Source organism: Kitasatospora sp. NPDC023176 (assembly GCF_055560495.1).
The window spans coordinates 1-17,545 of record NZ_JBVHIP010000023.1 but is presented as its reverse complement, the minus strand read 5'-3'; the positions used below and the strand labels follow the sequence as shown (position 1 = coordinate 17,545).

Genomic DNA, 17,545 nt, shown 5'->3' with positions numbered 1-17,545 from the left:
GTTCCTTCCTGGGTCAGATCCGGCCGGGCGCTTCGGCGCTGGAGAGGGCGGCCAGGCTCGTGAGGATCCGCTGCTGGACGACCCCGGCGAGGTCGCTCACCTGGCGGTGCTCGAACAGGTCCCTCGGGGAGACCGGCACACCGAACGCGGTGCGCATCCGGACGGCCAGCCGGATCGCGTTGATCGAGTCGCCCCCGAGGTCGAAGAAGCTGTCGCGCGCGCCCACCCGGGGCTGGTCCAGCACCTCGCCCCAGATCCGGCAGACGGCCTCCTCGGTCGGGTTGGCCGGTGCCACGTACGACTCCTCGTCCGAACGGGGTCTCGGCACGGGCAGCGCCGTCCGGTCGAGCTTGCCGTTGCGGTTGATCGGCAGCGCCGTCATCGACACCACGGCGGCCGGAACCATGTAGGCGGGCACGTACCGGGCGACGTGTGCGCGCAGCTCGTCCGCGGCGGGCACCTCGGCGCGCGGCACCACGTACGCGACGAGCCGCTTGCCGGCCCCGTCGGCCTGGACGACGACCGCGGCCTCGGCCACCGCCTCGTGCCGCAGCAGCACGTTCTCGACCTCGCGCGGCTCCACCCGGAAGCCGCGGATCTTGACCTGGTCGTCCGCCCGGCCGGCGAACTCCAGCGTGCCGTCCGGGTTCCAGCGGGCCAGGTCGCCGGTGCGGTACAGCCGGGCCCCCGGCGCACCGAACGGATCGGCCACGAAGCGCTCGGCGGTCAGGTCCGGCCGGCCGACGTAACCGCGGCCGACGCCGGCGCCGCCGAGGTAGAGCTCCCCCGTGACGCCGGGCGGCACGGGGCGCAGCCGGTCGTCGAGCAGGTAGGCGCTGGTGTTGGGGATCGGCCTGCCGATCGGGACGTTGTCGTACCGGACGCCGGGCTCCGCGGCGAACAGCGTCGCGGCGACCGCGCATTCGCTGGGGCCGTAACCGTTGAGCAGCCGGCGGCCGGGTGACCACGCCTCGGCGAGGTCCGGGGTGAGGACCTCGCCGCCGCACAGGATGGATTCGAGGTTCGGCAGCTCCGCCGGGTCGAGCACCGGCAGGACGGTCGGCGGCCCGGTGACCGCGGTGACGTCGGACTCCCGCAGTCGCTCGATCAGTTCGGCGCCGCTGTACGTCCCGGCGGTCACCGGGGCGACCAGGGTGGCGCCGCCCGCGAGCGTGCTCAGCAGGACGAGCGAGGCGGCGTCGAAGCTCATCGGGGAGAGCTGGTAGATCCGGCTGCCGGGGCGCACGTGCAGCGGGATGACCGCCTCGACGGTGTTGACCATGGACCGGTGCTCGACCATGGTGCCCTTGGGCTTTCCGGTCGAGCCCGAGGTGTAGACGGTGTACACCAGATCGCGCGGGCCGCCGCGGTCGGGCGGCGCCGTCGCCGGCCGGGTGGCGACGGCCGGCCAGTCCTGGTCGAGCAGGACGAGCGGGGTGCTCGTGCCGGCGAAGAGGTCGCGGTGGCGGGCGTGGGTGAGCACCACCGCCGGGCGCGCCTCCGCCAGGATCGCGGCGGCGCGCTCGGCCGGGTGGTCGGGGTCGATCGGCACGTAGGCGCCGCCGGCCTTGAGCGTGCCGAGGACGCCGACGACCAGGTCCGGGCCGCGCTCGACGGACACACCGACCAGCACGTCCGGGCCGATGCCGAGGCCGACCAGGTGGTGGGCGAGCCGGTTGGCGCGCTCCTCGACCTCCGCGTAGGTGAGCCGCTCCTCGCCGCGTTCGATCGCGACGGTGTCCGGCCGGCGGGCGGCGCGCTCGCTGATGAGCCGGTGCATCCGCCGCTCGATGGGGTACTCGGAGGGAGCGGCCACGCTCCATCCGCCGAGGACGAGTTCCCGCTCGGCGTCGGTCAGCACGGTCACGTCGCCGACGCTGGGCGCGGACCCGCCGGCCAACCCGTCCAGCACCGTGATCAGCCGCGCGGCGACCCGCTCGACGGTGGCCGACTCGAAGATCGTCTCGTCGTAGAGCAGTCGCATCACCAGCGACTCGTCGGGGAACACGCTCAGTGCCAGGGGGTAGTTGGTGGCGAACTCGACGTCGAACGCGCGGACCGCGGTCCGGTCGAACGGATAGTTCTGGAAGACCACGGCCGTGTGGAACAGCGCGGCGCCGGGCGCCACGTCGGCGAAGGACTGCACCCGGTTCAGCGGGGCGTACCCGAACTCCCGTGCCGCGACCTGCTCGTGCTGGAGCTCCGTCAGCCAGGTCCGGGGCTCCTCGTCGTCGGCCACCCGGACCCGGACGGGCTGGGTGTTGATCATCATGCCGACCATCGACTCGACGCCGGGCAGGTCCGCCGGCCGCACCGACATGCTGGTGCCGAAGCAGACGTCACGCTCGCCGCTCAGCCGCGCCAGCAGGATCGCCCACGCCCCCTGGACCAGCGTGTTGGTGGTCAGCCCGGTGCGCCGCGCGTAAGCGCAGACCCGGGCGGCCGTCTCCGCCGGCACCGTGACCTGCACGAACCGCCTGGCCGTGGGCCGGTGGTCGTCGGGCGGCAGGTGGTCGCCGGGCACGGCGACCGGACTCGTGAAGCCGGCCATCCGGCCACGCCAGTAGTCGTCGGCGGCGGCCAGGTCCTGGCCCGCGAGCCAGTGGACGAAGTCCCGGAACGGCGGGCGCGAGCGCACCGGCTCGCCGCGGTACCCGTCGAGCACGTCCTGCAGCAGCTCCGCGGCGCTCCAGCCGTCGGTGAGCACGTGGTGCATCGTCCAGACGAGTTCGACGGAGTCCGGGCCGAGCCGCACGATCGTGACCCGGCTCAGCGGCGCCCGGGTGAGGTCGACGCCGGCGGCGCGGTCGGCGTCGAGCAGTTCCCGCAGCCGCCCGGGGTGCTCCGCCTCCGGCAGGGCGCTCCAGTCGAGTTGGGTCACCGGCAGGGTGACCTCGTCCCGGACGACCTGCACGGGCTCCTCGACGTCGGCCCAGCGCAGCTCGGTCCGGAGCACCGCGTGTCGTTCGGTGGCGTCCTGCCAGGCCCGGCCGAGCCGGGCGGGGTCGGTGACGTCGCCGAGCCGGACGACGAACCGCACCAGGTGCAGCGCCGGGTCGTCGAGCATCAGGCTGTCGAAGAGCATGCCGCTCTGCATCGAGGTCAGCGGGTAACTGCCCGCCCGCGGCGACCCGTTCGGCTGTGACCCGGTCGGCGCTGCCGGGCCTTCGTCGAGCGGCGCCGCCGTGCCGGCCAGCGCCTCGACCGTCGGGTGGGCGAAGACGTCGGCGGTGCTCAGCACGAGCCCCCTGGCCCGCGCCCGGGCGACGATCTTCATGGTGAGCACGGAGTCTCCGCCGAGGGCGAAGAAGTCGTCCGTCACACCGACCCGTTCGACGCCGAGCGCCTCGGCCCAGATCGTGGCGAGTTCGCGCTCGGTGTCCGTCCGCGGTGCGCGGTACGCCCCGGCGCCGTCGGCCGGGGGCTCGGGGAGCGCGGGCCGGTCCACCTTGCCGTTGGCGTTGACCGGCAGCCGGTCCATCCAGACGATGCGCGCGGGCACCATGTAGCCCGGCAGGCGTTCGGCCAGCCGGTCGAGCAGCGCGCGCTCGGCGAGCGGACTCGGCCCCGTCGGGTACCCGACGATGCTGCGCGTCGGACCGCTCTCCCGCACCACCACGACGGCCTCGGTGACGCCGGGGCAGTCCCGCAACGCCGCCTCGATCTCGCCCGGTTCGATCCGGAACCCGCGGATCTTGACCTGGTGGTCGGCACGGCCGAGGAACTCGATGAGCCCGTCCTCGGTCAGGCGCACCCGGTCGCCGGTGCGGTAGAGGCGGCTGCCGGGGGTGAACGGGTCGGCGACGAAGCGCTCGGCGGTCAGCGCGGGGCGCCCGAAGTAGCCGCGGCCGGTGCCTTCGCCCGCCAGGTACAGTTCGCCGGCACCGCCCGGCGCGACGGCCCGCAGCCGCTCGTCGAGCACGTACGCCTCGGTGTCGTCCAGGGCGGTGCCGATCACGGTGGCCCGGACGCGCACGTCGTCCGACGTGATCCGGTGCGTGGTGGCGAACACCGTGCACTCGGTCGGGCCGTAGCCGTTGACGAAGTCGGTGCCGGGGCAAGCACGTCGCATCCCCTCGATGGCGGCCGCCGACGGCGCCTCGCCGCCGGCCCACACCTCGCGCAGCCCCGCGAAGCAGCCGGGTCGCTCCTCCGCGAAGAGCCGGAACAGCGATGAGGTCAGGAAGACCGCGTCGAGGCGGTGCTCGGCGATGAGCCCGGCCAGCCCCGGCGCGGTCAGCTCCGCGGGCCCGATGACGACCCGGCCCCCGTTGAGCAGCGGCAGCCAGACCTCGTACGTGGAGGCGTCGAACGCGAGCGGCGCGTTGAACAGCGCGCTGCGGCCGAAGGCGGCGCGCATGCGGCGGTCCCGGGCCAGCGCCGTGATGTTGCGGTGGGTGATGGCCACGCCCTTGGGGCTGCCGGTCGAGCCCGAGGTGTGGATGAGGTAGGCGAGTTGCTCCTCGTCGACTCCCACCCGCGGGGCGTCGGGGCGTCGGCCGGTGTCCGCCCCGTCCACGACGAGCACGGGCGGCCCGGCGGTCGCCGCCCGGCCGGCGGTCGACCCGTCGGCGATCAGCACGACCGCGTCGGTCTCGGCGAGCGTCCAGCGGATCCGGTCGTCGGGGTGGCTCTCGTGTAGCGGCACGTAGACGGCGCCCGCCTTGAGCACGGCGAGCATGGCGACGACGGTCTCCGGCGAGTGGCCCGAGCGGCCCATGAGCATGCCGACCCGTGACTCGGCGCTCGCCCCGGCGGCGACGAGGAGGTGGGCCAGGTGGTTGGCGCGCTCGTCCAACTCGCCGTAGGTGAGCGTCCTCTCGGCATCGACGACCGCGGGCGCGCCCGGGTCCCGCCGGGCGTGCGCGGCTACGACGTGGTGGACGGCCCGGTTCCCCGGGGCGGCGGGTGCGTTGTCAAAACCGTGGGACATGCTCGGCCTTCCGCTAGAGACACGCGTGGCGCGCGGATCTTCCGACGGTCGAGCTTGGCCTGCGCAGGCGCACCGGCTCCACGTTCTTGAGCGGTGAGGAAACTGCCCGCTTGAACGGTGCGGAAAGTGCCCTCCTGGTGGAGGCCCGGCGGGGGACGCGCGAAAACGGGTGAGGCGTGGCCGAAGCCACGCCTCACCCGCGCCGGCGCTCGTACGTCACTCGGGCCGCGCGATCGCCTCCACGGCCGCCGGCCTCAGGGCGAGCCGGGCCGGCAGCATCACGGCGGGCCAGGCGATCGCCGCGGCCGCGACCACGATGCCGAGGTAGATCAGGGGCGGGATGGACGGGAACACCGAGTGGCGGATCGCGTAGCTCATCCCGATCAGCGACGGCAGCGCGGCGATCGTGCCGACCACGATCGCGCAGAGCACGATGATGGCCGCCTCCTGCCGCATCATCGACCGGACCTGGTCGGTGCGGGTGCCGACCAGGCGCAGCAGGGCGAACTCACGCCGCCGTGAGATCGTCGCCATGACCAGCGTGTTGACGACGGCGATCGCGAGATAGCCGAGCAGTACGGCGTTGAGCACGAGGCTGATCCCGTCGTTGGCGGAATCGGTCGGTGCGACGGTGACCGCCTCGGCGTCGCGCACGCTCGTCGTCGGGTACGCCTTCAGCGCCGCGCCCAGGTCCGCCGCCCGGTCGGACCTCACCATCAGCCACTGGTCGAGGTGGTCGGTGGTGTGGGCGAGGACCACGTCGTGGGGCAGCGTGACGTCGCCGAAGCCGAGGCCGTTCTCGTAGACCGCGACCACCGTGGCCTTCTCGACGGTGCCGTCGCCGAGGTGCACGTCGACGTGGCCGCCCACGTCGGCGCCGACCGTGCCGGCGACGAGGCGGCTGAGTGCGACCGTGGCCCCGGTGAGGCCGCCGAGGTCGCCGCGCAGCACGTCCAGGTTCATGGTGTCCGGGACGGCCGCGGGGTCGACGCCCTGCGCCGTGGAGACCCGGTACTGGATGCTGTCGCCGTCCGGCCAGGTGAGGATCGTCGAGGTCCGGGCGACCGGCCCGACCGTGTGGACGCCGGGGACCCTCCGGAGCACGTCCGCCAGATCGGGTGAGATGCCCGCGCTGTCGGAGGTCACCACGTGGTCGGCGATCACGCCGCCGACGACCTGGTCGTGCGCGGTGGCAGCGAGCGTCGTGCCGCTGAAGAGCTGTGCGGACGCCATGGTCACGCCCATGATCAGCGGAGTCGTGGCGGCGCTGAGCCGACGGGCCCGGGCCCGGGAGTTGGCGATGGCGAGGAACCGGGTGACGCCGCCCGGGCGGCGGCCGAGCAGGGCCGCGATGCCGCCGAACAGCTTCGGTCCCAGCAGGCCGATGGCGATCACCAGGACCAGCGCCGAGCTGGCGGCGCCGTCGATGGCCGACTCACCGGGCAGCGCGATCGGCAGCACGATCGCGACGGCCAGCCCGCCGGGCACGAGCAGCACGCCGATCGTGAGCCGGACCCAGCCGAGCTTCTTCGGTTCCACGGCCACGTCGCCGAGTGCCTCGACGGCGCTGACCTTCGCGGCGCGCCGGGCGGCGAGCCAGCCGCCGATCCGGGCCGCGAGGACGCAGATCAGCAGGGAGAACAGCACCGGCAACGGCGTGATCACCAGCGAGAACCCGGACGGCAGCGCGCCGGCCGCCGTGAACAGGGTGTGCAGCAGCATGGCGAGCAGGATGCCGGGGAGGGCACCGAGCACGGCGCCGATCCCGCCGACGAGCACGGCCTCGCCGCCGATCATGCGCAGCACCTGCCGGGGGGTGGCGCCGACGGCCCGCAGCAGGGCCAGCTCACGGCGGCGCTGCTGCACCGACAGGGCCAGCGTGCCGGAGACCACGATGATCACCAGCAGGATCATGGTGGCGCCGAACGCACTGGCCACCTCGATGACGAACGACCGCATCTGCCCGACGTCGAGCGTCTCGACGTCGCTGCGGTCGTCGCCGGTGGAGGTGACCACGCCGGGCACGGCCTTCTTGATCCGGTCGGCGAGGGTGTCCGCGTCGGTTCCGTTCGCGGCCAGCACACCGACCGCGTCGATCGTGTCCGACGTGCCGTAGAGCTGCGCCGCCCGGTCGTCGGTGAAGAAGACCGCGGACTGCCGGTCGAGCGAGGCCGCGGGCGCGGCGACGCCGCTGACCCGGTACGACTGCGGTGTCGACCCGGTCACCAGCGTGACGGTGTCTCCGGGGGCGACCCCGGCCCGCTGGGCGAGGTCGCTGTCGAGCACGACGTCGTCGGTCGCCTGCGGCCGGGCGCCCGAGCGCAGCGTGAACGGCGCCAGCACCGAGGCGGACCAGCCGTGCCCGTACACGGGCGGACCGTCCAGGACGGAGCCCTTCCTGAGGACGGTCAGACTGACGCTGACGTCCCCGACCGCGGACTGGACGCCCTGGACCGCGGCGACCTTCGCGACCGTGTCGGCGGGCAGCCTGACCCGTTCGGAGAGCCTCGGGTCGGTGTCGCCGTCGACGGGCATGGCCTGGTAGCCGCCGGCGACCACGGCTGCCTGGTGGTAGCGCTCGGCCGGGACTCCCGAGCTGATCCCGGTCTCCAGCAGCACCCCGCAGGCGGTGATCACGGCGGAGCCGACCGCGACGGCGACCAGCACCGCCGCGAAGCCGCCCTTGCGGCCGCGAATCGTGCTCCAGGCCAGCGAGAGGTTCTGCCGCGAGAGGGTGCGGATCTTCTTCTTGGCCTTCTGGGCCGCCGGCGGATCCGCCGGCTCGGCCTTCTTTCTGCGGCTCACCACTCACCCAGCCTGGTCATCCGGTCGGCCACCAGTTCCGGCGTCGGCCCGACGAGTTCGCCGGCCAGCCGGCCGTCGGCCAGGAAGGTCACCGAGTCCGCGTGCGAGGCGGCGACCGGGTCATGGGTCACCATCACCACGGTCTGGCCGGTCCGGTCCACGACCCCCCGCAGCAGTTGCAGGACCTGCCTGCCGGTACGTGTGTCGAGCGCACCCGTGGGCTCGTCGGCGAAGATCACGTCAGGTCCCGTGATGAGGGCCCGGGCGATGGCCACCCGCTGCCGCTGACCGCCCGACAGTTGCCCGGGGTAGCGGTCGCCCATGTCGTCGAGCCCGACGTTCGCCAGCGCGGCACGCACCCGGTCGGTGGGAACGGGCTCGCCGGCCAGCCGGAAGGGCAGGCCCACGTTGTCGGCGATGGTGAGCGAGTCGAGCAGGTTGTACGCCTGGAAGACGAACCCGACCCGTTCCCGTCGCATCTCGGTGAGCTGCTCCTCGTTCAGCCCGGCCAGGCGGGTGTCGCCCAGGGTCACGCCGCCCGTCGTGGGTTGGTCGAGACCGGCCGAGCAGTGCAGGAACGTGCTCTTGCCCGAGCCGGAGGGGCCCATGATCGCGACGAATGTTCCCCGCCGCACGCCGATCGTCACGTCATTCAAGGCTGTGACCACATTGCGGCCGGAACCGTAGGTTTTTGTCACAGATTCCAACAGGAGAGCATATCCACTACTCACTGGAGACCCTTTCCCCCTTTTTGCTGGAACCGTACCGTCTGACGCCCTCCACGATCAACCCGAGCCCAGCGGAAAAATGATCTTAGAGCCCGCCCCGACGGCCCTCGAATAACGGTTCCCACCAGCGCTTTCCCATTCGAACCAGGCTCCCGCGCCGACCGCCCGTCCGAAACTCGACGCCCGGGGTGCGGCCGGCCGGAGCGGAATCCTCCCCTCCATGTCGGCCCGGGCGGTGCGAGTCCCGAGCCACGGTCACCGCCGGCCCCGCCGCCCTGCCGGTCAGGCGTGAAACCGCTCGTCCGGCTTTCCGGAAACACCCCTGAACTGGGGGTTTCACTCTGCGGTCAAGAAGATGGCCGATCCGTCGCGTGCGCCGAAATACTTCTCAGCGACCCCGGGCGAATCCTCACTCCCGGGCACCGGGCAATCCCACGCCCGGAATCCCGGCGGCCTCCTGGAAAACCTGCCGCCCGACCATGCCCGACCATTCCCTTGCACCGATGGGCAGCGAAAACAATGATTCCTGCGGATCTGGAACGCGCCGTCTACGGAATGTACGCCACCCACGCTCTGCGCATCGCGGACCGGCACGGCGTCTTCGAGTACCTGACCCGACACAGCGGCGAAAGCGCCGGAAAGATCGCGGCCGCCCTGACCGTCGACGAGGACACCCTGGAGCGACTCCTGCTGGTGCTGTCCGCCTTCGGCGTCCTCGACGCCGAAGGCGGGTGCTACGCACTCGCGGCGGACGTGAGGCCCTACGTCGACCGCGCGGACCCCCGCTACCTGATGGGATTCGTCGACCACCTGATCGACGACACCGCCGGGCAGTTCGGACAACTGAGCGGCTACCTGCACGTGGGCAAGGTCGAGACCGACCGGGACGAGCCGGCTCCGTTCGAGGCCATCTACCGCGACGACGAGTCGGTGGGCCGCTTCCTGGGCGCGATGTGGGGCCTCAGCCACCACGTCTCGCACGAACTCGCCGCCCTGGCCGACCTGAGCGGCGCGCGTCAGCTGATCGACGTGGGCGGAGCGAGCGGGCCCTTCTCCGTGGCCGCCCTGCAGGCCTTTCCCCAGCTGCGCTCGACCGTGTTCGACCTTCCCCAGGTGGGTCCGCACCTGGCCGCGCGGTCCGCCGAGCACGGGCTCGACGACCGGCTGGCCTTCACGGCCGGCGACTTCTTCCACGACCCGCTGCCGACCGGCGACTGCTTCGCCTTCGGCTACATCCTGTCCGACTGGGACGACCAGACCTGCGCGACGCTGCTGCGCAAGGCGTACGAGGCGTGCCTGCCCGGCGGCCGGGTCCTGATCATGGAGCGACTCTTCGACGACGACCGCGGCGGCCCGCTCGCCACGGCCGTCATGAACCTCTCCATGCACATCGAGACCCAGGGCCGGCACCGCACCGCGGCCGAGTACCTGGACCTGCTGCGACAGGCCGGATTCGCGGACGGCACGGTCCGGCGCTCCAGCGGCGACAAGCACCTGATCATCGGCCGGCGCGCGACGAGCGGGTCCGAGCGGTGAGCACCGCACGAGCCGTCACCCCGCCCCGCTCGCGGGCCTTGCCCGCCGCCTGCGCCGAGTTGGCCGCCCGGCTGCACGCGACGCCGCTCGCCGAGCTGCCCGAGCACGAGGTCCTGCGGCTGTCCGGGCGCTACGACGCGGCCGTGGCCGGGCCGGACACCGACGAGAACGAGATCCTGCGGCTGCTGACCCGGCCGTTCAGCCGGCGGCTCGACATACCCGAGTACTACCGCTACACCGGACTGCACGTGGCCGGCTGGTACTTCGCCCGGCGGGAGGACCCGTACCAGGCCGGCCTGCTGCTGGTGCACGCACTGGTCACCGACCTGATCGGGCTGGAGGAGCGCGAGGCCGGACTGCACGAGACCACGGTCGAGGAGGGCGCGGAACGCGTGCTCCGCCTGGAGGCCGTGCTCGCCCACCTGGGCCGGTCCCCGATCGGCCCGGACCGCACCATGGCGAGCGCCGGGCTGGTCCGGCTCGCCGGCCACGACGGCGTGCTGATCCACGACCTGATGGTGGTCAACCGCTGTTCGGGATTCCGCCGGTCGGACAAGCACGACGAGCACATCTTCATGCGCGCCGTGCAGGCCTGCGAGATCGGCTTCTTCCTCGTCCGCTGGACCGCGCGCCGCGCGACCGAGGCCATCGACCACGACCGCGCCGAGTACATCCTGCGGATGAGCCAGCTGACCTGGGCGGCCGAGCTGCTGAACGTGGTCTTCCACGCGCTGCGGACGCTGACCCCGGAGCTCTTCAAGGGCTTCCGGGACGCGACCGGGAGCGCCAGCGCCGTCCAGTCGCTCAACTACCACCTGATGGAACTGGTGGTGTACGGCTACGACGAGCGGAAGATCGAGATCTACAAGGGGTTCGCACACCTGGCCCCGGTCAACGACCCGGTGCTCCGCGAGTTCACGTCCCTGCGGGACGCCGCGGCCGGCGCCCGCGACGCCGACGTTCGCGAGGCATTCGCCGCGAGCGAAGCGCCACTGCACGTCTGGCGCGGCCGGCACTACGGATTCGGCCGCCGCTACCTGCCGGACATGACCGGCTCCGGCGGCACCGAGGGGGCCGGGTACCTCAAACGCTTCGTCGGAAAAGCCGGGCTGCCGTCCGGTGAACGCATCGACGACGCCGAACGATTGCTCACCCGGTTCGCCTACTGCTGACAGCAGGTCAATGCGATTCCTATCCCGGCGCCCGAGCCGGTGAGTCCCGGCAACCGCCGTGGCTCCAAGCACACTTCGCCCGACACTCTCCTGAGAGGTGCTTGTGAACAGAATTCTGCCGACGGTCTCCGCGGAGAACCTGACCCAATTCGAGACCCTCGCCCTGAACAGCTCGATGAACCTCGCCGACGGGCACGCCCGCCAGCAACTCACGGCCGCGCAGGCCAAGATCGTCGCCGAGCTGCCGGACATGTGGGCCGAGGCCGTCCTCCGTCCGGTGGCGGAGATCGAGCAGGAGGCCGCCGACTCGTTCTTCGGCATGCTCGGCCAGCACAGCCACCCGTTCGCCGCCGGGCGGACGCTGAGCTGCTACTCCTCCTCGCTGGCCATGGAGATCCTCGCCCGCTCGCTGGTCACCTCGTCCGACGCGGTGGCGCTGATCCACCCCACGTTCGACAACATCCCCGACATCCTGCGCGGGGTCGGCCTGCGGCTGATCCCGGTCGAGGAGGAGCAGGCCCACGACGACGACCTGCCGGCCGAGCTGCTCCGGCAGGTGGGCTGCGTCTTCGTCACCACGCCGAACAACCCCACCGGCCGGGTGATGACGGAGGCCCGCCTGACCAGGCTCGCCGAGCAGTGCGCCGAGCACGACGTGGTGCTGGCCCTGGACACGTCGTTCCGCGGGTTCGACCCCGACGCCCAGTTCGACCACTACACCGTCCTCGACGGGAGCGGCTGCCGCTGGGTGGTCATCGAGGACACCGGAAAGCTGTGGCCCACGCTGGAGCTCAAGATCGGCTGGCTGGTCCGCTCGGCCAACGTGGACCTGCCGATCGAGAAGATCCACTCGGACATCCTGCTCGGCACCTCGCCGCTGATCCTGCTCATGGTGAAGCGGTTCGCGGACGACGGGGCGGACGGCGGCCTGACCGAGCTGCAGCGCACGATCGCCGAGAACCGGGCCCTGGTGCGCGCCGAGCTCGCGGGCGTACCCGACATCGCCTTCGTCGACGAACACGCCCGGACCAGCGTGGAGCGCCTGCACGTCGGCTCCCGGCTGGCGCTGGACGTCTGGTCCGCGGTCCGCTCCCACAACCTCTACGTGCTGCCCTGCCAGAAGTTCCACTGGGCGAGGCCGGACGAGGGCGAGCGGATGCTGCGCCTGGCCCTGTCCCGCAACCCCTCCACCCTGGTCACGGGCGCGCAGGTGCTGCGCTCGGCCCTGCTGGCCGCTCCGGGGCTGCAGAGCTGATGGTTCCACCGGACACCACGGCCGCCCCGCTCCCGCACACCCGCTGGTGGCGTGCGGGAGTGGTGCAGGCCGTCTCCCCACCCGGCGTCATCGACCTCGGACCCGGCTACCTCGAACCGAACCTGCTGCCGGTCGACGAGGTGGTGCCGCTCTACGCGGAGGCCCTCACCGAGTTCGGCCCCGCGGCGCTCAGTTACGGCGCCAACGCCGGAGCCGAGCCGCTGCGCGCCCTGCTGGCCGCCCGCCACGGCTGCACGGCCGAGGAGATCATGGTCACCGCCGGCACCTCACAGGCGCTGGCCCTGCTGTGCACCGTCCTGGGCCGGCCCGGCCGGACCGTCGTCGTCGAGCGCACGTGCTACGACCTGGGCCGCAGGATCATGACCGACCACGGCCTGCGACTGCGCGAGGTGGACGCCGACGGTGAGGGCATGCGGGCGCAGGACCTGGACCGGGCCCTGTCCCAGGGCGACGACGTGGCCTTCGGCTACCTGACGCCCACCTTCCACAACCCGACCGGCACGGTCGCCGGCGAACCGCGCCGCCGGGAGCTGCTCGCGGTCGCCGCCCGGCACGGGGTACCGATCGTGGAGGACGACGCGTACGCCGAACTGAGCCTGGACCGCACCGCACCACCGCCCTCGCTCGCCGCGCTGGCCGGACGGCAGGGGGTGATACGGCTCGGCTCGTTCGCCAAGACGCTCGGACCGGGCCTGCGGCTCGGCTGGCTGGAAGCCGGGCCGGACCTGGTCGAGACACTGACCGGCCGCGGCCAGCTGGTCAGCGGCGGAGCGCTCAACCACCTGACCTCACTGGCCGTGGCCATGCTGATGGGGGACGGCCGCTACGACCAGCGCCTGTCGTGGCTGCGTGCGCAACTCCGGCTGCGGCGCGAGACGCTGGTGGCCGCCCTTCGGGCCCACCTGGGCGAGTCGGTGACCATCGACCGTCCGGCCGGCGGCTTCTTCGTCTGGCTGACCTTCGACCCGCGGCGCGGCGAGGCGTCCCTGCTCGCCGCCGCCGACCGGGCGGGCGTCGCGGTGGCCCCGGGCTCCCGCTTCGGCAGCGCGACCGGCACCCACCTGCGACTCGCGTACAGCTTCAACTCCCCCGACCGACTGGCGGAGGCGGCCGCACGGCTCGCCACCGCCTGGAGAAACCAGGAAACCCTCCGATGACCAGTTCCGTCGTCAGCGGCCTGCTCGGCTACAGCCTGCCGCTCTCCCCGTCCGGCACCTCGGCCACGTTGACCCCTCCGCCGTGGCACTTCTCCGGCGAGGTCGTCATGGTCGACTACCGGGTGGACCCGGTAGCGGCAGCGCGGTTCCTCCCGCCCGAGCTCGACCCCGGTGCCGATCCGGGGCAGGCCGCCGCGGTCTTCGCGCACTGGCAGTGGTGCTCGGAGCCGGGCACCGAGCTGGCCGATCCGGGTGCCAGCCAGTTCAGCGAGTTCCTGATCCTGCTCGGCTGCGAGTACCGCGGCCGCCGCCTGGCCCGCTGCCCGTACGCCTGGGTCGACCAGCCCGTGCCGCTGCTGCGCGGCTGGGTGCAGGGGATGCCGAAGCAGTTCGGCGAGGTGCACCAGACCCGGCCGATGCGGGTCGGCAGGGCGGGGCCGCTGGGCTCCGCCGCGGGCACCTACCACGGCACCGCCGCGACCGGCGGCCGCCGGATCGCCCAGGCCTCGGTGAGCGTGACCGCCCCGGCCGCCGAACCGCCGCTGCTGCACACCGTGCCGCTGGTGCACAGCCGGGTCCAGCCGGCCTGGCTCCCCGGCGAGCAGCCGCCCGTCGGGCTGGTGACCTCGACCGTCACGGGGGTCGAGTTCTCCGAGGTGTGGTCGGGCGACGCGACGCTGGAGATGTTCGACGTGCTCGACGCGGACTTCGCCTCGCTGCGGCCGGTCTCGGTCGGGCGCGGCCACGTCTTCGGATACGCCGAGACGCTCGTCTCCGGCCAGGCACTCGCCTGAAACCCCTCCCCCGAAGGAGCAGATGATGACGAATCCGTTCGACGACCCGGACGCGACGTTCAAGGTGCTGACCAACGACGAGGGTCAGCACTCGCTCTGGCCCGCGTTCGCCGCTGTTCCCCCGGGGTGGTCGGTCGCGCTGGCCGACACGGACCGCGGCACCTGCCTCGCGTACGTCGAGGAGCACTGGACCGACATGCGCCCGAAGAGCCTGGCCGATCGCCTGGCCGACCGCTGATGAGCGTCGCGACCGTCGGCGGGACACAGCTGCACTACGACGACCACGCACCCGACGGCCGGGAAGCCGGAGAGCCGGTCGTCCTGGTCATGGGCGCCGGCGGTCGCGGCCGGGCCTGGCACCTGCACCAGGCACCGGCGCTCACCGAGGCCGGCTACCGAGTCATCACGTACGACTCCCGGGGCGTGCCCCCCAGCGACCCCGGCGAGGCCGGCTTCACGGTCGGCGACCTCGCGGCCGATCTGGCCGGGCTGATCGAGCACCTGCACGCCGGACCGTGCCGCCTGGTGGGGACGTCGCTCGGCGCTTACGTGGTCCAGGAGTTGTTGCTGACCCGGCCCGACCTGGCCACCGCCGCCGTACTGATGGCCACCCGAGGCCGCGACGACCGGCTGCGCGCGGCCGCCGCCCGCGCCGAGATCGAGCTGCTGGACTCCGGCATCACACTGCCACGCCGGTACCACGCGGCCCAGCAGGCGATCCAGAACCTGTCCCCGCGGACACTCGACGACGACCTCGCGGTGTCCGACTGGCTGTCGGTGTTCGAACAGTCGCTGTCCACCGGCCCCGGCCTGCGGCACCAGCTCGCCCTCACACCGGACCCCGGTCGCCTCGCGGCCTACGCCGCGATCACCACTCCGTGTCTGGTCATCGGCTTCGCCGACGACCTGGTCACGCCCCCGCACCTGGTCGCCGAGGTGGCCCGGGCCATCCCCGGCGCCGCCCACCGGCTGATCCCCCACGCGGGCCACTACGGGTACCTGGAGCAACCGGAGGAGGTGAACCGACAGATCCTCGACTTCTTCCGGCGGCTCCGGCCCGCCCCCTCACACGAACAGGACGCGCGGCGCCCCGCGGGCGCCAGATGACCAGCCCCTGACCCGTTTCCGACCCGAGGAGCTGCCGATGACCGTCGCATCCCCGAAGACCGTCGTCGTCGTGCCGACCTACAACGAGCGGGACAACCTGCCGGTCCTGGCCGGTCTGCTCGCGGACCTGCCGGTACCGAACCTGCACCTGCTCGTGGTCGACGACAACTCACCCGACGGCACCGGCGAGATCGCCGACAAACTCGCGGCCGAGTCGCCGGACAACGTCAGCGTGCTCCACCGTGACACCAAGGACGGACTCGGCCGCGCCTACATCGCCGGCATGATCCGGGCGCTGGAACAGGGCGCCGACATCGTGGTCCAGATGGACGCCGACCTCTCCCACCCCGTCTCGGCGATCCCGGTCATGCTCGACGCCCTGCTGACGAAGGGCGCCGCCGCCGTGATCGGCTCGCGCTACGTGGCCGGTGGCTCCACCGCCGCCGACTGGCCCTGGTCCCGCAGAGCCCTGTCGGTCTGGGCCAACGGCTACGTCAACGCGATCCTGCGGCTGCGCCTGAAGGACGCCACCGCCGGATTCAAGGCATGGCGCGCCGAGACACTGCGCGCGATCGACCCGAACTCCGTGCACAGCAACGGCTATTCCTTCCAGGTCGAGATGAACCACCGCGCGGTCACGCGCGGACTCACCATCCTCGAAGTGCCGATTCGCTTCGAGGAACGCGGGCAGGGCGTGTCGAAGATGAGCCTGGCCGTGCAGCTCGAATCCGCCCTCACCCCGTGGAAGCTGCGCTTCGGCGGCAAGCGCGGCTGATCCCTCATGACCCACCGGAACGGATGGACCTCCAAGGAGCGGCGCCGCTCCGCACGCGCGGAGCCCGGACCGTCGCCCGGGCTCCGCGCAAACCCCGTTCTGCTAATGCCCGGCGTTCCGCTCCCGCGTCTTGCGCTGCATCTCGTCCAGCATGGCCATGGTCTCGGGGTAGATCGGGGCGTTGCTCTCTTCGACATCCTGCGGATTCTGCCGTGCTTGCGGGAGGAGTTCGTCGTAGCGGGGATCCCCCGGCTCGAACTTGTACCACCCGTCGTAGAAGTACCCCTCCACGGTCCTTCCGCCGTACTTCAACCAGATGGTGACGCCATTGGCGTCGAGCATCGGGTAGTCGGTGACTTCATAGGGCTCAGAATGCTCGCTCAAAATATTCCTCCAGGAGCCGCGCGGCCTCGCGGTCGCCGAACGTAAATCTTTCCAGCCTCTTGACAGTCCACTGATTGAACGCCTCGGCGAAGTACTCGTGCGGCTGGCGAATGTACGGAGTCAGCCGTGGGTTGTTGCCGATCCGGTCCATGACCTGCTGTTGCACATGCAGCCACTCTGGCTGACGACTCAGATTGCCATAAGCTTCATCGACCGCATGCCCGAACTCATGGACAGCAACACTACTCGGCGTCTTGGCAGCCGAATTGACCAGGAGCCTACGCTGGCCAGGTATGTACATACCAGGTACGTGATCCGCCGGTGAAGTTCCTCCCACCGGGCTGACGCCGGCGAGATGGTAGCCGCCCGGGAGCTGCGTGATGGGCCGGGGGCCGATACTGACCCCGCCACCCGGCACCTCCTTCAGATGGGCCCAGACCTTGTTGAAGATCTCGGACGGCACGCTCGCCAGCTCCGCTTTCACCTTCGCGATCGTCGGGTGATCTTCGACATACTCAAGCGGCAACTTGCCGGGCATCGGTAGCTCAACGGGTTTGGCATGCTTCGGGCCGCGCGGAACGTTGTCGCCGGAACGTCCACGTGGTCCCGCCGCACCGCCGACTCCACCCACGACGACGTCGAGGGGCATGACCGGGCCGGTCTTGAACTCGGCGTCGTAGCCGTAGCTGAGGCCGGCTCCGGTGATCATGCGGCCGGGGACGGTGTCGGCGGCGCCCGTGACCTTGGCCAGGCCGGCGAGGGCGACGGAGGCGTTCTCGGCGCTCTCGGCGGCGGTGGAGACGACCCGGGCGCCGGCGCCGAGGCCGCCGCCGGCGCCGCCCATGATGCCGCCGGTCTTGGCGGAGTCGACGGCTTCG

General features: G+C 72.0%; 13 protein-coding genes. 8 read left to right on the top strand and 5 right to left on the bottom strand.

Features of this window, described 5'->3' with window-relative positions; translation table 11 throughout:
* Window positions 1–13 precede the first annotated feature (13 nt).
* From ACZ3YL_RS27210 to ACZ3YL_RS27200, 3 genes are all read right to left on the bottom strand, one after another.
* Entirely contained in the window at window positions 14–4,933 is a 4,920-nt protein-coding gene (locus tag ACZ3YL_RS27210; RefSeq protein ID WP_465660175.1) for an amino acid adenylation domain-containing protein, read from the bottom strand.
* A 216-nt stretch (window positions 4,934–5,149) separates the two neighbouring features.
* Complete coding sequence (locus ACZ3YL_RS27205) at window positions 5,150–7,741, bottom strand: ABC transporter permease (RefSeq protein ID WP_317621315.1); 2,592 nt, start codon at window positions 7,739–7,741, stop codon at window positions 5,150–5,152.
* Window positions 7,735–8,445 carry an ABC transporter ATP-binding protein gene (locus tag ACZ3YL_RS27200; protein WP_465660174.1) on the bottom strand — a complete coding sequence of 237 codons (711 nt, stop codon included), beginning with the start codon at window positions 8,443–8,445 and terminating at the stop codon, window positions 7,735–7,737. Before ACZ3YL_RS27200 ends, ACZ3YL_RS27205 begins: the two co-directional genes overlap by 7 nt.
* A 540-nt stretch (window positions 8,446–8,985) precedes the next feature.
* Between ACZ3YL_RS27200 and ACZ3YL_RS27195 the strand changes: the two genes are divergently transcribed.
* The 8 genes from ACZ3YL_RS27195 to ACZ3YL_RS27160 all read left to right on the top strand — a co-directional run bounded on the left by ACZ3YL_RS27195 (window position 8,986) and on the right by ACZ3YL_RS27160 (window position 16,283).
* On the top strand, window positions 8,986–10,002 hold the full coding sequence (locus ACZ3YL_RS27195) for a methyltransferase (protein WP_465660173.1): 1,017 nt from the start codon (window positions 8,986–8,988) through the stop codon (window positions 10,000–10,002).
* Window positions 9,999–11,174: a tryptophan 2,3-dioxygenase family protein gene (locus tag ACZ3YL_RS27190; protein WP_465660172.1), complete on the top strand. Its 1,176-nt coding sequence runs from the start codon at window positions 9,999–10,001 to the stop codon at window positions 11,172–11,174. Before ACZ3YL_RS27195 ends, ACZ3YL_RS27190 begins: the two co-directional genes overlap by 4 nt.
* Window positions 11,175–11,277: 103 nt before the next feature.
* Window positions 11,278–12,429 (top strand): enduracididine biosynthesis enzyme MppP, encoded by a 1,152-nt coding sequence (gene mppP, locus ACZ3YL_RS27185; RefSeq protein ID WP_317621314.1) that lies wholly within the window; start codon window positions 11,278–11,280, stop codon window positions 12,427–12,429.
* Window positions 12,429–13,607: an aminotransferase class I/II-fold pyridoxal phosphate-dependent enzyme gene (locus ACZ3YL_RS27180; protein WP_465660171.1), complete on the top strand. Its 1,179-nt coding sequence runs from the start codon at window positions 12,429–12,431 to the stop codon at window positions 13,605–13,607. The genes mppP and ACZ3YL_RS27180 overlap by 1 nt, the downstream gene beginning before the upstream one ends.
* Window positions 13,604–14,401 (top strand): enduracididine biosynthesis enzyme MppR, encoded by a 798-nt coding sequence (mppR, locus tag ACZ3YL_RS27175; protein ID WP_188307755.1) that lies wholly within the window; start codon window positions 13,604–13,606, stop codon window positions 14,399–14,401. The genes ACZ3YL_RS27180 and mppR overlap by 4 nt, the downstream gene beginning before the upstream one ends.
* Window positions 14,402–14,426: 25 nt before the next feature.
* Window positions 14,427–14,639: an MbtH family protein gene (locus ACZ3YL_RS27170; protein WP_465660170.1), complete on the top strand. Its 213-nt coding sequence runs from the start codon at window positions 14,427–14,429 to the stop codon at window positions 14,637–14,639.
* On the top strand, window positions 14,639–15,508 hold the full coding sequence (locus tag ACZ3YL_RS27165) for an alpha/beta fold hydrolase (RefSeq protein WP_188307753.1): 870 nt from the start codon (window positions 14,639–14,641) through the stop codon (window positions 15,506–15,508). The genes ACZ3YL_RS27170 and ACZ3YL_RS27165 overlap by 1 nt, the downstream gene beginning before the upstream one ends.
* Window positions 15,509–15,545: 37 nt before the next feature.
* Window positions 15,546–16,283 (top strand): polyprenol monophosphomannose synthase, encoded by a 738-nt coding sequence (locus ACZ3YL_RS27160; RefSeq protein WP_188307752.1) that lies wholly within the window; start codon window positions 15,546–15,548, stop codon window positions 16,281–16,283.
* Window positions 16,284–16,385: 102 nt separating this feature from the next.
* Here ACZ3YL_RS27160 and ACZ3YL_RS27155 read toward each other — a convergent pair whose 3' ends face one another.
* The gene (locus ACZ3YL_RS27155) at window positions 16,386–16,667 is read right to left on the bottom strand and encodes a hypothetical protein (protein ID WP_188307751.1); all 282 of its coding nucleotides are present in this window, start codon (window positions 16,665–16,667) and stop codon (window positions 16,386–16,388) included.
* The coding region (locus ACZ3YL_RS27150; protein ID WP_465660169.1) for an anthrax toxin lethal factor-related metalloendopeptidase at window positions 16,651–17,545 on the bottom strand (895 nt) is incomplete at its 5' end. The genes ACZ3YL_RS27155 and ACZ3YL_RS27150, both read right to left, overlap by 17 nt.

Excerpts from the sequence above, each read along its gene's own strand:
- ACZ3YL_RS27210 (WP_465660175.1), bottom strand. The coding sequence starts at position 4,933 with ATGTCCCACGGTTTTGACAACGCACCCGCCGCCCCGGGGAACCGGGCC.
- ACZ3YL_RS27195 (WP_465660173.1), top strand. The coding sequence starts at position 8,986 with ATGATTCCTGCGGATCTGGAACGCGCCGTCTACGGAATGTACGCCACC.
- ACZ3YL_RS27180 (WP_465660171.1), top strand. The coding sequence starts at position 12,429 with ATGGTTCCACCGGACACCACGGCCGCCCCGCTCCCGCACACCCGCTGG.
- mppR (WP_188307755.1), top strand. The coding sequence starts at position 13,604 with ATGACCAGTTCCGTCGTCAGCGGCCTGCTCGGCTACAGCCTGCCGCTC.
- ACZ3YL_RS27170 (WP_465660170.1), top strand. The coding sequence starts at position 14,427 with ATGACGAATCCGTTCGACGACCCGGACGCGACGTTCAAGGTGCTGACC.
- ACZ3YL_RS27165 (WP_188307753.1), top strand. The coding sequence starts at position 14,639 with ATGAGCGTCGCGACCGTCGGCGGGACACAGCTGCACTACGACGACCAC.
- ACZ3YL_RS27160 (WP_188307752.1), top strand. The coding sequence starts at position 15,546 with ATGACCGTCGCATCCCCGAAGACCGTCGTCGTCGTGCCGACCTACAAC.